Consider the following 14,321-nt stretch of genomic DNA (forward strand, 5'->3'; position numbering starts at 1 on the left):
TCCTCAGCGCTTCGAGCCCTTGACCGAGCCCTGCAACGGTTCGCCGGCGCTCGTGACGAAGCAGATGACGCTGCGGTCGTCCTCGTTCTCCCAGCTGCGCGCCGACGGCAGCAGGTAGGTGTAGAAGAGCTTGGAGTCGAGGTAGTCCACGCCGACGTACTTCCCGTACTCGCCGGCGCACGCTCCGTTCGCGAACTTCGCGAGCGCATCGTCACCGGGGTAGGTGTCGGCGGCCTCGCCGGTGTCGCTCACGTAGGGGACCACGGCGTACGACTCCTGTGCGTGGTCCTGGTCGCAGTCGACCTCGGTGAGCTTGCTGAGCTGGGCCTTGACCTCGCCCTGGCCCTCGAAGCACTGGCCCGGCTCGATCTTGAAGACGGACACGCCCTCGCCCTCGTCGTCGTTGCGGAAGTAGCCGCAGCCGGCGAGCAGGGGCAGGGCCAGGACGACGGCGAGCGCGGTCGCGCCGCACCGCCCGAGGCGCGTGCGGTCAGGCATTCGGGCCGTCGTCCATCCGCGACGCCATGCCGCTGATCCGCTCCACCGACGGGGGCGTGAGCTCCCAGTCGAAGGTGTCGGCCGCGACGGTGACCATCAGGCTGAACGACGCCTTGAGCGAGCCGCCCGAGGCGGCCCAGATCTCGCGGACCTTGTTGTCCGAGTCGCCCAGGCCGAGCCGGACGGTCGAGGACAGCTCGTCCGGGAGCAGGTCGTCGGGGATCGCCTCGACGCCGGCCATGATGCTCACCACGTCGCCGAGCAGCTGGTGCTCGTCGCGGGGGCTGCCGGCCCAGGCGCTGACCAGGTAGCCCAGCTGCATCATCGGCTGCGGTCGGCGGCGCTGCGCCGGACCGCCGTCGAGGCTGCGGGTCGTCGGCGCCGAGGGCTGGTTGCTGCGCTGGATGTCGTACAGGAACAGGTTGACCGTGATCCGCGAGAGCTGGGCGGACCAGTTGCCACTGGGTGGGTCGAACGACACGTCACCCATCTCCTCGGGGAGCGGGAGCCGCGTGCGGAGCAGCTTCTCCAGGCCCGAGTCCACGTGGCTGATGAACACCCGGCGAGTCTGGCACGCATCGGCAGGGGCCACAGTAAATCGGTCAGATCACCCCTCGGGTCGGTCCATCTGGGGGGGTGGTCACACCACCCGAACGGGCCAGGGGATTGACCCTTTCGGGTTTCCCGATTCGGCCACGCGAGCGGCCCTTCGATTCCTAGGATCGGACGGTCAGCCACCAGGCCGGACACGGGGTTGGGAACGACGTGCAGTTGACCTCTAGCAGAGAGGCGAGGAGGGGCTCGGGAGGAGCCTCCCCTGTCCTCGGTGCGCCCCCGTCCGGGCCCGGCTCCCGCCCCCTGGGTGAGGGGTCGTCGTGCGGGTAGCAACCGAGCACCGCCTCGTCACCTCCCACCCGGGTGAGACGGTCGAGGTCCGGGTCGACGTCGTCAACACCGGTGAGCTGATCGAGGGCGTCACCGCCCACGTCATCGGCCTGCCGGACGGGCAGATCTCGGTCGAGCCGCAGCTGCTCCCGCTCTTCCCCGACGCCCAGGGCCAGATCACGCTGTCGATCGGTGTGCCCAACCACCAGCCGGCGGGCATGCACCCGCTGACGATCGCGGTGGTCTCCCACGGGTCGGGCTCGCCCACGCAGCACGTCGACATCGACCTGTCCGTCTCGGCCCGGCCCGGCATCAAGATGTCGCCCGAGCCCCAGACGATCCGCTCCAAGCGCTCGGGACGCTTCGTCCTCACGGTCGAGAACAGCGGCAACGTCGCCCTCGACGCCGCGCTGTCGTCGACCCAGGAGGACAAGCGGACCAGGACCCGGTTCACCCCGGAGACGGTCCACGTGGAGCCCGGCATCGCGACGCCGGTGATCCTCACGGTCAAGGGACCGCGGATGTTCACCGGCTCCGAGGCCGACCGGATGGTCACCGTCGGGCTGGTGGCCAAGCGCGCGCACACCATCCCCGCGATGGACGAGACCGAGACCGGTCCCGAGCTCGAGCGCGAGACCCTCGTCCGGCTGCGTCAGAAGCCGCTGGTCAGCCGGGGCCTGCTGACCGCGCTGATCCTGATGTGCATCGTCGCCCTCTGGGCGGCGATCTTCCTGCTGGGCCTGACCCAGGTCCTCGCCGGCGACCCGATGACGAAGACGGCACCGGCCTCGTTCTTCCCCGTGTCCGCGGACACCGGGGGCACCGGTGCGGACGGCGAGGCCGGTGGTGGCGGGGACGGTGCGACCGGCGGTGCGGCCGACGCGGCCGCCGCACCTGCCGGCGCGATGCCCAAGACCGGCCTGCTGCCCGCCGGCGTCGGTGGCGAGATCTCAGGCACGGTCACCGCGGCGAGCGACCAGCTCCCCGCCGGACGGATCACCGTCCAGGCCTACCGCCAGGGCCGCACCAAGCTGATCGAGGTCAGCTCGGCCGCCACCCAGACCGACGGCACCTACAGCCTGGCCGGGCTCTTCCCGACGAGCTACGTGCTGAAGTTCAGCGCCGACGGCTACCGCCCGGTCTGGTACCAGAGCTCACCCTCCGCGGCTGGCGCGACGAAGGCCGGGGCGACGAAGGTGAGCGTCGCCGCCCAGGGCAAGTCCGAGGGCATCAACGCCGTGATCGAGGGCAAGCCCGGCAGCATCACGGGCGACATCGACCCCGGCGACTCCCTGGTGCCGGTCACCACCAAGGTGGTCGCCCGGATGACGACGGCGACGGGCGAGGCCGACAAGGTCGCCACGACGGTCGCCAAGGGCTCGACGTACACGCTCGAGAACCTGCCGGCGCCCGGCACCTACGAGCTCAGCTTCACGGCTCCCGGCTACTCGGCCACCAAGGTCGTCACGACCGTGGCGGGTGGCGAGGCGCGGATCCAGCCGACCGTGGTCCTCGACGCGGGCACCGGGCAGATCAGCGGCACGGTCACCGACGGCACCAGCCCGCTCGGCAACGTCAAGATCACCTACACGGTCGGCGGCCAGGAGGTCTCGGTGATCACGCCGACGACCGGGCAGATCGGCGCCTTCACCCTCGACCACCTGCCGACGCCGGGCACCTACATGCTCACGTTCACGAGCGAGGACCACGGCTCCAAGGCCGTGATCGTCGACCTCGAGGCGGGCCAGAGCAAGGCCGGCGTCGACACCAAGCTCGTGGCCGGCACCGGCTGCGTCATCGGCACCGCGAAGGACGCCGACGGCAACCCGCTCGGTGGGGTCCGGGTCGTGCAGGGCGGCTCGGTGCTGAGCGGCGGGTCCGACACCAGCGCGCTCCCGTCGACCACCACGTTGACCGACGGCGCGGTCGGCACCTTCTCGATCTGCGGTCTGACGGCCCCCGGCGACTACACCCTGTCGTTCCTCGCCGACGGCTACGCCCCCGAGACGGTGCCGGTGAGCCTCAGCGACGACGGGGCACCGCCGAAGATCACCGTCACCCTCGCCACGCAGCTCGGCGGCATCAGGGGCACCGTCAAGGGTCCGGCCGGCGGCGTGTACGTCGGCGCCACGGTGACCGCGACCAACGGTGCCCGGACGTGGGTGACGACGAGCAGTGCCGCGGGCGGTCCGCTGGCCAACGGCGGCTACCTCTTCAGCTCGTTGCAGCCCGGCACCTACAGCGTCACGGTCACGGCCAACGGCATCAAGCAGCAGACCGGCATGGTCACGGTGAGGTCCGGGGCGACCTCCGTCCAGAGCTTCGCGCTGGACTCGGCGGGCTGAGATGTACGTCGAGCTGAGCCAGCGCCGCATCATCGCCGTCCCGAACCGCCCCGAGCCGCTCGAGATCACGATCAGCAACACCAGCGACGTCATCGGTGGCTACACGCTGCGCTTCCTGGGCGCCGACCCGAGCTGGATCCAGCTCGAGGAGAGCGACATCTCGCTCTTCCCCGACGAGACCCGGACGATCACCGCGCAGATCACGGTGCCCGACGGGATGGTCGCCGGCGACCGCCGGATCACGGTCCAGGTGCGTGAGCTCACCCCGCCGGAGGCGACCAGCATCGAGGAGGTCGTCCTCGTCGTGCCCGAGGCGCGGTCCGTCCAGATGCGGGTCGACCCGATGGCGCTGAGCGCGGGCAAGGTCGGTCGTTTCGGCCTGCTCGTCGACAACACCGGCAACACCACGGTCCGGAGCCGGCTCACGGGCACCGACGCCGAGGGCCAGGTGCGCTTCGAGTTCGACCCCCCGATGCTCGATCTCCAGCCCGGCGAGCACGCGGTCGTCGAGATCAAGGCCAAGGCGAAGCGGCCGTTCGTCGGCGGTCCGTTCGTCCGGGTGCTCGACATCGGCATGGAGGACCCCCACCCCGAGGGGTACGTCGCGCCGCTGCCGGCGCCGGAGCCGCCGCCGGAGACCATGGCGCAGAAGCTGTCGCTGACGGGCAAGAAGAAGAAGCGGAAGAACCCGGCCGCCCCGACCCCCGGCTCCGAGGAGCCGGTCCTCGCGAACGCCTCGTTCATGCAGAAGGCGGTGCTGGGCCGCGGCCTGCTGTCGCTGCTCGGCCTCCTGGTGGCGTTGTCGGTGTTCGCGATCGTGATCACCCTCGCGCTGTCCAAGCTCGTCGGTCAGTCCGCCGCCGACCGCAACCTGGCGCTCGAGATCGCCCAGGCGCGCAACGCCGCGGCGACCTCCGGGAGCAGCGGCATGTCCGGCACGGTGCTGCTCCTCACGTCCGGCCAGCCCGTGCCGGGTGTCGCCATCGACGTCTACCCGGCCGACGACACGTCCGCGCCCGTGGCCACCACCGCGACCAGCAAGCAGGGCACCTGGGCGGTCTCCGACCTCCCAGCGGGGGACTACAAGCTCACGTTCCGCGGCGCCGGCTTCGTCCAGCTGTGGTTCCCGCAGGCGCTCTCGGCCGACAACTCCGAGACGGTGACGCTCGAGGCCAACAGCAAGAAGGCCGGTCTCGACGTGTCGCTCGGCGGCGTACCGGCCTCGATCAAGGGGACCGTCCTCGGCGACGACGTCTCCGCCGCCACGCTGGCCCTCACCGTGCCGGTCGCGAGCGTCCCGGGCTCGGCCAGCGGCACGGGTGCCATCGTGCAGACCGTCCCGATCGGCGCCGACGGCTCCTTCGAGCTCACCAACGTGCCCTCGCCGAGCGTGTACGACCTGGTCGTCAGCAAGACCGGGTACGCCACCGCGACCCAGCGCGTCGACGTGAGCGCCGGTGAGGAGCGCGGCGGGGTCGAGATCACCCTGCGCAAGGGCGACGGCGTCATCTCCGGCGTGGTCAGCTCCTCCGCCGGGCATCTCGGCGGCGTCACGATCACTGCCACCTCCGGCCAGACCGAGGTCACGACGATCTCCCTCAACAACGGGGATGTTGGCACCTTCACGCTCCGCGGACTGCCCACTCCGGCGAGCTACACGGTCGTCGCGAGCAAGCCCGGCTTCGCCTCGCAGACGATGACGCTGACGCTCGGGAAGGGCCAGAAGCTGACCGGCGTCGGCATGACGCTCGGGAAGTCGTCCGGCTCGCTCAAGGGCGACGTGTCGCTGCTGCCCGACCGCGCACCGGCGGCGGGCGTCGCGGTGACCGTCACCGACGGTGAGCACACGATCGTCACGGCCACCCAGAGCTCCGGCGACATCGGTGCGTGGAAGGTCGGCGGCCTCGCCGTGCCCGGCACCTACACGGTCACCTTCACCCGCGCGGACCTCGCCTCGCAGACCGTGTCGGTCTCGCTCGACGCGGGCGGCGAGATCACGCCCGGCTCACAGGGCGGGACGGTGACCGCGGACGGCATCGCCGTCGCGATGCAGCCGTCGGCGGCGGTCGTGAAGGGCACGATCAGCCAGCCCGGCACGGGTTCCGGAGCGTCCGTCGTCCCGGTCGGCGAGGTGACCGTCCAGCTGAGCTCCGGCTCGGCGACGTACTCGGTCATCACCGCGTCGGTCCCGGCCAGCGACAAGGGCAGCTACCGCGTCGAGAACATCCCGCCCGGCACCTACACCGTCAGCGTGAGCCGCAACGGCGTCAGCCCGACGTCGACGATCATGCAGCTCACCGCCGGGCAGGTGCGCGACTACAGCCCCGTGCTGGCGGCCGCTGCGTCCATCTCCGGCACCGTGACGCAGGACGGCAGCGCCGTACCGGCCGGCTGGTACGTCGACATCTACCGGTCGTCCAGCTACCCCGACGACCCCTACCGGACCGTCCGCACCAACGCGCAGGGCAAGTTCGCGTTCGACGACATCGACGCCCCCGAGGTGTACGTGATCGAGGTGCGCCCGACCCGCGGCAGCGCGCCGCTCGGCTCGCGGACCGTCCAGCTCGCCGCGAGCGAGCAGCGGATCATCACCGTGAAGGCGGACCCATGACCTCGAGCTACCCGGGCACGGAGCCGGCACCCGGCCTGGTCGTGGCGACGCACCTGCGCACCTCGGCCGGGTCGCCGCTGCCCGTCGAGGTGACCCTCACCAACAACGCCGACGCACCGCGGATCCTCGCGGTGGGGGCGCTCGGCGTCGACGCCGGATGGCTGCCGACACCCGTGCGGACCGCCGCGCTGGAGCCCGGGCAGAGCGTCATCGTCACGCTCGTGCTGTCGCCGGCGCAGGGCACCGTCCCTGCGCACTACCCCTTCGCGTTCACCGTGCAGGCCCTCGACCCCGCCACCGGCCGGCCCGCCGGCGCCCAGGCGGTGATGGTCGACAGCACCCTCGTGGTCAACCCGCGCAACCAGCTGACGCTCGAGCTCCGTCCACGGTCGGTCTCGACGGTGTCGACGCGCCGGATGAAGCTGGCGCTGCGCAACCGCGGCAGCGAGCCGGCCCGGGTGACCCTCGAGGTCCAGACGTCGCCCCGGGTGCACGTGCGCTTCCGCAAGAAGGTCGTCGAGGTGCTGCCCGGCGCGACCGAGGTCGTGCGCGGTCGGGCGCGGGTGACGCACCGGCGGCTCTTCGGCGCCACGGAGCACCACACCTACACCGTCAGCGCCAGCGGCACGGAGTCGTTGCGGCACGTCGAGGGCTCGGTCACCCAGCACCCGCTCATCGGGACGATGCTGATGAAGGCGGTCGCGCTGCTCTCCGTCCTGGCCATCTGGATCGGCGCGGCGGTCATCTTCATCCCGCAGCTCGCGCACAAGATCGGCGACCGGTCGAGCGAGACCACCACCGCCAAGACGGTCGACGGTGACAAGGCCGGCGGCAAGTCCGGAGGCGACGAGGCCGGCGGCTCCGGCGGCTCCGGGGGCTCGGGCGGCGACAAGGGAGCCGGCAAGGGCGGCGACAGCGGCAAGGGTGGCGGCAAGGGCGGCACCCAGCAGGCGGCCGACGTCCCCGACGACGAGATCGCCCTGACCGGGACCGTCGCCGGCGAGCAGCCGGCGGGCGTGAAGGTGAGCCTGGAGCCGACGTCGCTCGTCGACGAGGACGCCCAGGGCGGCGTGGGCGTCGGCGTACCGAGCACGCAGCTCGGGACCTCGGGGATGAGCCTGGCGTCGGCGTTCCTCAACCGGGCGCTCCCCACGACGCCCCCCAACCGCACGGCCACGACCACCGAGGACGGCTCCTGGGCGTTCGCCGGCGTGAAGAAGCCCGGCTACTACCTGCTGACCTTCACCAAGGGGGGCTTCCAGAAGCAGTCCTTCGTGATCGACTCGACCAGCGAGGCCTCGGCGGAGCCCCTCGAGGTCGACCTCGAGGCCGGCGAGGGCACCCTGTCCGGCACGGTCACCGGCCCGCAGGGCGCCGTCGGAGCGGCCACGGTCACCATCACCGACGGCACCAACACCCTCACCACCAGCAGCAACTCGCGCGGCCGGGTGGGCCACTGGTCGGTCAAGGGACTGTCGACGCCCGGCACGTACGTCGTGCAGGCCGCCAAGCCGGGCTACTCCAGCGAGTCGCGCATGGTCGAGCTGGCGGCGGGCGGCACCTCGACCGCCGACCTGCGCCTGCGCAACGGCGTCGCGAGCCTGGTCGGCAAGGTGCAGGCGGTCAACGAGGCGGGCGCGCTCGCCGGCGTCGGCGGTGCGACCGTCACGGTCACCAGCGACGACGGCGTCGTCCGCACGGCGACCACCCTGACCCAGGGTGACAAGGCGGCCCGCAGCAACGCGCGGGTCTCGGCCGAGTTCGTGGGGACCTACACGGTGCCGGGGCTCCCGGTCCCCGGCACGTACGTCGTCACGCTCACCGGCCCCGGCATGCAGACCCAGACCAGCAAGGTGCACCTCAAGCCGGGTCAGTCGCGGGCCGTCGCGGACGCCAACCTCGTCGCGTCCACGGGATCGGTCACCGGCACGATCACCGGTCTGTCGACGTCCGGCGACGCGAGCGGGATCATCGGCGCCGGTCTGACCCTGTCCAACGCGGACAACACCTACAAGACGATGTCGACGTCGGAGCCGTCGGGCGGCTACCTCTTCGACGGGGTCGCCCCGGGGACCTACTCGCTGCAGACGCAGTTCTTCGGCTACGTCAGCGACCACGTCACGGTCACGGTCCGGGCCGGGAAGACGGCGACCGCCAACCGGCAGATCACCCAGGTCGAGGGCGGTGTGCTCGCCGCCCGTTCGGCCGTGCAGGGCCGCGCCATCGACGGCAGCACCAGCCTGCCCATCACCTGCGACGCGAGCGGGCCCGACGAGTGCGTGGTGGCCACGGTCGTCGAGCCCGGCGTCGACGACGGCACGGCCGACGACCACACCTACACGACCGACTTCCTGCCGACCGACCAGTTCACGCTCCCGGACCCGCTCCTCGATCCCAGCGGCGGCCTGCTGCCGGGCGTGCACACGGTCAGGGTGTCGGCACCGCACTACTCCTCGGCGACCACCACCGTGCAGGTCGGCAACGACCAGACCGTCAACGTCGGCACCCTGGCGCTGCTGCCGGCGCCCAAGATCGTCGGCACGCTCACCACGGTCGTGGGGTCCCCGCAGGTGCCGGACACCTCCGCGGGTGCTCCTCCCGGGGCGACCGTCCCGGCCAACACCTGCATCTACGCCGTCGCGGGCACCGACATCGCCGACGCCGACGTACCCGACCCCGGCTGCGACGTCGGCACCGGTGACGCCGCTGCGTGCCAGCACGACGTGGCGACCTTCGACCCCGGCGACACCCGCGTCTGCGCGTACGTCACCGGCGCGGGCAACTACTCGATCGAGGTGCCGGCCGACGGCACCTACACCGTCTACGTGAGGTCGGCCGACCTGGAGTACGTCTCGCCGAGCCCGGCCACCGTCCTGCTCGAGTCGGGCGTCACCCGCAACCAGTCCTTCAACCTCAACCGCCTCGCGCGCTCGACGATCACCGTGCGCAAGCCGGGCCCGACGGGTGCGCTCGTCCCTGCCTCCGGCGCGTCCGTCTCGCTGACGCTCAACGGGGCAGCCAGTCCGTGGCAGGCGGCGACGACCAACGGCGACGGCGTCGTGTCGTTCACCAAGGTCCCGACCGGCACCTACACGGTCGCGGCCACCGGGGGAGGGGTCTCGGCCAGCACGAGCGCGTCGATGGGGCTCAACCAGGACGTGCCGGTCCGGCTCAACCTGACCAGCGGGATCGCCGACGTGGTCGGCCGGGTCACCTGGAACAGGGACGGCGTCGCGACCCCGGTCCCGGGTGCCAGCGTCACGGTGTCCGCCCCGATCTCGTACGGCGCCGACGACTCGGTCAACCTCGGCTCGGTCTCGATGACCACGAAGAGCGACGACGGCTGCTTCATCATCGAGAAGTCCGCCTCGACCTCGCCCATCGTCTCGTCCGGTCTCTGCTCGTGGCCGGCCGGTGCGGCCCCGTCGCGCGGGAAGCAGACGTTCCTCTCGCCGGCGGCGTCGTCGGTCCAGCTCAGCGCCGACGAGTTCGTGTCCCCCGACACGAGGACCAACATCACGCTGACGACCGGGTCCACCGCGAACAGCTTCACGATGGTGCCGCTCCCCGTGCTCCTCGGCACGGTCGCCCCGGTCGTCTTCCCGGCCGACGCGGGCTTCGACTGGAGCCAGGTCGCCTTCACGGCGCAGCCCATCACCGGTCCGATCACCGGCCTCAGCGTCAGCGCGTCCGGGACGGGCACCGGCAGCCTCGTCTGGAACGACGAGCGGGCCAAGGCCGCGGGCAAGGTCCTGCCCGGCGACTACAAGATCACCGCGACGCGGGCCGGCTACCTCCCGGCCGAGGGGATCCTCTCCTGCGACCCCGCCGTCCCCACGGCCGTCGACGCGTGCCACTGGAAGACCGGCAACACGCTCACCCTGACCACGCTGTCGTCGCTCAAGGTCGGGGCCACGAGCAGCGCGACGCCGGTGACCGGCGCCCGCTACTCGCTCTACCAGGACGGGACGCTGATCCAGACGCTCACCGACACCGCCGGCGCCGGGTCGGTGACCTTCACGGGACTCGACCCCCGCGTCGACGACGGCTACAAGGTCGGGGTCCGGGCCGCCGGCTACGCGTTCACGTCCGCGCCCGCGTACAACACCCTCACCTGCACCCCCACCTCGCCGCCGACGGTGAGGCTGGAGCCCGGTCAGCAGACGGTCTGCGGCGCCGCCCTGACGAAGCTCGGCACGATCTCGGGCACCGTGAAGGGAGTGCGGGCGAAGTCGCCAGCCACGACTCCGGTGGACAACCTCGTCGGCGCCACGGTGCGGGTCCAGCAGTGCACGACCGCGGCGTGCACCGCGACGACCGGGACCGTCTTCACGGGCACCACGGCCGCCGACGGCTCCTACAGCATCACCGGCACCGCGGACGCGGCCGGGCTGGACACCACCAAGTCGTGGTTGGTGACCGCGTCGTCGCCGGGCTACTCGCTCATCGGCTCCGGGACGGCGGTGAGCAGCTTCCCGGGCAACCTGGGGACCGCGACCCTCACCCTCTACCAGGACCCCGTCAACGTGTCCGTCGTGCTGCTCGACGGCACCGGGACGCCGTACCCGCGGACGGCCAACGTCCAGCTCCTGCGGGTCACCTCGTCCGGCACCGAGCTGGTCAAGGCGGCCGTCCAGAACGGCACGGCGTACGACCTGACCGACATCATCCCGGGCGCGTACGTCGTCAGCGTCAGCGGCGGCGGGCTGCAGGCGGCGACCCAGTCGGCCACGATCGCCGCCAACGGGCAGGTCATCTCGATCTCGGTCGTGCGCGCGGCCAACGTCGCGCACGGGACGATCACCGCCGACGACATCGCCTCGCCCGGTGCGCTCGAGGGCGCCGCGATCACGCTCTGCAAGACGGCCACCTGCACGGCCGCCGAGACCGAGGACGGCAGCGACAACGCGCCGATGGCGACCGAGACGGACGCATCGGGCAACTTCCAGATCCGCACCGTCCCGGACGACGACTACTACGTGAAGGTGGCGCTCGACGGCTACCGGACGCAGGTGCTGGGGCCGTACACGTTCAACCACGTGATCGGCGCGGTGCTGCCGATCAACACCCTGATGGTGTCGGTCAAGCGCGACGTCAAGATCACGCTGGACCCGGCCTGGGCCAACGACGACCTCTCGTCCAGCACGGTCACGCTGACCAACGGCACCGTCCTGACCGCGGGGACGCTGGCGACCGACGGTGCAGGTGGATGGGTCGCCTCGTTCACCGGGGTGCACTGGGGCTGCTGGCAGGTGGACGTCACGCTGCCGAGCTCGCACCACGGGACGCTGAGCGGCCTGAAGAGCAACCTGCCCGCCGACGCGACCCAGACCTGCACCGGCAAGCTCGTGGTGTCGCGGGACAAGGCTACGACCACCGCCACGACCGCGACCGTCGAGGTCGACGAGGGTCGCCTGGACATCACGACGAAGGCGACGGTCGAGCCGGCCTTCGGCCACACCGCGCCGACGGGCACGCTGGTCTCGCTGCCGCCGTACCTCACGGACCTGGCGGTCACCACCGGCGACGCGGTCACGATCTGGCTCCCGACGGGGGTGCAGCACGACGTCTCGGCCACGCTCGCCACGCCCGACAGCTTCTGGGGCGACGCGGCCGACCAGGTGACGCTCGACGACACCGGCGACGGGTCGTCACCCGCGACGGTCCTGCTCGACCTGAAGGAGAAGCACGCCACCCTGGTGGTCCACGTCAGCGGGCTGGGCGGTGGCGAGGCGGCGCTCCAGCTGACCGCGCCGTCCGGCGAGACGATCCCGCTCGGCGCTCCGACGACGACGGTGTCGGGGACCCAGACCTTCCACCTGCCGCGTGGCGACTGGACGGTCACCGCGACCGTCGCCAGTCCGAGTCCCAGCCGCAGCGACAGCGACCACCTCCAGATCACGGCCCCCAACGGGAGCTACACGATCAACCTGGCCATCCCGCCGCCGCCCGCGACGGGCGCCACGGCCGGCAAGCCCGGGTCGTTCACCCCGGCGGGCGCGGCCACGCCGGCCAACCTGGCGTCGCTCTCCGGTATCACGCCGAGCCCCTCGACCGCGTGGACGACGGGCCAGCGGGTCGTCCTCGCCGACAGCTCGACGGCCAGCTGGAACGGCACGGCCTGGGTGGCTGGCGCGGCACCCTAGGCGCGGGTCGGCAGCCGAGGGTCGGTCAGCGCAGGGAGTACGTCGCGAGCGAGACGCCCACGTAGTGCGCGACGAACGCCAGGATCGTGAAGGTGTGGAACACCTCGTGGAAGCCGAACCAGCGCGGCCACGGGTTGGGCCGCTTGAAGCCGTAGACGGCTCCGCCGAACGTGTAGAGCGCACCGCCGACGACGATCATCGTGAACGTCGCGATGCCGACGCCGACGCCGAGCTTGGTGGCGCCGTCGAGGAAGGCGGGCAGGAAGAACACGGCCGCCCAGCCCATCGCGATGTAGAGGGGCACGTAGAGCCAGCGCGGGGCGTCGGTCCAGAAGATCCGGAAGAGCACGCCGAGGATCGCGCCGGTCCAGACGGTCAGGAGCAGCACCCAGCGGGTGGTGCCGTCGAGGAGCAGCAGGCTGAAGGCCGTGTAGGACCCGGCTATCAGCAGGAAGATGTTGGCGTGGTCGAAGCGGCGGAGGAACGCCCACGTCCGAGGCGACCAGGTGCCGGTGTGGTAGATCGCGGACACCGTGAAGAGGATCAGGGCGGTCCCAGTGAAGGCCGCCGACCCGATCCGGGTCGTCTGGTCCGGCGAGAGGGCGATCAGCACGATCCCGGCGGCCAGCGTGAGCGGCGCCGTACCGAGGTGCAACCAGCCCCGGAGCCTCGGCTTGATCTCGGCCGTGATGTCGGCGACGGCTTCCTGCAGGTGGTCGAGGCCTGCGCGCATCGTCTGGTTCACGGACTGGTTCATGGACAGAACCTACCCGTAGGTAGTTCGCGGAAACGCCACACGCGGTGAACGTCACGTCAACGACACCGGCACAGCAGCGGGCGCCGTACCATCGAGGGGTGGACTGGAAGCGCGGAGCTCGACGGGTGCTCTATCCGGCCTACGAGGCGCGGATGCTGCGGCGGATGCCCGCGGACGTGCCGAAGCACGTGGGCGTCATGCTCGACGGCAACCGGCGCTGGGCGAAGGCCGTCGGCCGCGACACCGCCCACGGCCACCGGGCCGGCGCGGCCAACATCGAGCCGCTGCTCGGCTGGTGTGACGAGGTCGGCATCGAGGTGGTCACGCTGTGGCTGCTCTCGACCGACAACCTCAACCGCCCGGACGCCGAGCTGGCCCCGCTGCTCGACATCATCGGCGAGGCGGTCGCCTCGCTCGCCGACCAGCAGCGGTGGCGGATCCACCCCGTGGGTGCGCTCGACCTGCTGCCCGCCACCGTCGCCGAGCAGCTGAAGGCTGCCGAGGAGTCCACCCGCGGCGTCGACGGCATGCTCGTCAACGTGGCCGTCGGGTACGGCGGGCGCCGCGAGATCGCCGACGCCGTGCGCTCCTTGCTGCACGAGTCGGCGGCCAAGGGCATGTCGCTCGAGGACCTGGCGACCGTCATCGACGTCGAGCACATCGCCGAGCACCTCTACACGAAGGGGCAACCCGACCCGGACCTGGTGATCCGCACGTCGGGGGAGCAACGGCTCGGTGGCTTCTTGCTGTGGCAGAGCGCGAAGTCGGAGTTCTACTTCTGCGAGGCCTACTGGCCCGACTTCCGGCGCGTCGACTTCCTGCGCGCGATCCGGGCGTACGCCGAGCGCGAGCGACGTTTCGGGTCCTGACCTACCTGGTCGCGAGCGTCCGTATTTCTGCCACGTGACGTTCACCGAAAGGTCTGGCGTGTCGGCCGAAATGGGCCTCCGAGCGGGCGTACGTTCCAGTCATCGGGGAGTGGGGAAGCTCGCCGTATCGGGAGGCCCGTTCGTGAGTGTTCACGACTGCACAGCGCAGCAGCAGCGTTGCTGGTGCGCGACCGGGAGCCGGCACTCCGG

Annotated in this window: 7 protein-coding genes; 4 read left to right on the forward strand and 3 right to left on the reverse strand. The window is 71.4% G+C overall.

Translation table 11 applies throughout. The features are described from left to right. Positions 1-3: 3 nt before the first annotated feature. Positions 4-498 (reverse strand): septum formation family protein, encoded by a 495-nt coding sequence (locus ABEA34_RS16835; protein ID WP_345522553.1) that lies wholly within the window; start codon positions 496-498, stop codon positions 4-6. Beyond that, a complete protein-coding gene (locus ABEA34_RS16840; protein ID WP_345522554.1) occupies positions 491-1,057 on the reverse strand; it encodes a Pvc16 family protein in 567 nt (188 codons plus the stop codon). The genes ABEA34_RS16835 and ABEA34_RS16840 overlap by 8 nt, the downstream gene beginning before the upstream one ends. Positions 1,058-1,373: 316 nt before the next feature. On the opposite strand from ABEA34_RS16840, the gene ABEA34_RS16845 reads away from it, so the two are divergent. Genes ABEA34_RS16845 through ABEA34_RS16855 form a run of 3 tightly spaced genes read left to right on the forward strand, consistent with a single transcriptional unit; the run spans position 1,374 to position 12,485 of the window. Beyond that, positions 1,374-3,728 carry a carboxypeptidase regulatory-like domain-containing protein gene (locus ABEA34_RS16845; RefSeq protein ID WP_345522555.1) on the forward strand — a complete coding sequence of 785 codons (2,355 nt, stop codon included), beginning with the start codon at positions 1,374-1,376 and terminating at the stop codon, positions 3,726-3,728. 1 nt (position 3,729) lies between these two features. Then, positions 3,730-6,339, forward strand: coding sequence for a carboxypeptidase regulatory-like domain-containing protein (locus ABEA34_RS16850; RefSeq protein ID WP_345522556.1), 2,610 nt, complete (start codon positions 3,730-3,732; stop codon positions 6,337-6,339). Further along, on the forward strand, positions 6,336-12,485 hold the full coding sequence (locus ABEA34_RS16855) for a carboxypeptidase regulatory-like domain-containing protein (protein WP_345522557.1): 6,150 nt from the start codon (positions 6,336-6,338) through the stop codon (positions 12,483-12,485). Before ABEA34_RS16850 ends, ABEA34_RS16855 begins: the two co-directional genes overlap by 4 nt. A 25-nt stretch (positions 12,486-12,510) precedes the next feature. On the opposite strand, the gene trhA is transcribed toward ABEA34_RS16855, so the two are convergent. Beyond that, a complete protein-coding gene (gene trhA / locus ABEA34_RS16860; protein WP_345522558.1) occupies positions 12,511-13,242 on the reverse strand; it encodes a PAQR family membrane homeostasis protein TrhA in 732 nt (243 codons plus the stop codon). A 98-nt stretch (positions 13,243-13,340) separates the two neighbouring features. Here trhA and ABEA34_RS16865 point away from each other — a divergent pair, with 98 nt between their 5' ends. Continuing rightward, positions 13,341-14,111 carry an isoprenyl transferase gene (locus ABEA34_RS16865; protein ID WP_345522559.1) on the forward strand — a complete coding sequence of 257 codons (771 nt, stop codon included), beginning with the start codon at positions 13,341-13,343 and terminating at the stop codon, positions 14,109-14,111. The last annotated feature ends 210 nt before the right edge of the window (positions 14,112-14,321 follow it).

It is taken from the genome of Nocardioides conyzicola, from assembly GCF_039543825.1.
In the GTDB taxonomy this organism is placed as follows: domain Bacteria; phylum Actinomycetota; class Actinomycetes; order Propionibacteriales; family Nocardioidaceae; genus Nocardioides; species Nocardioides conyzicola.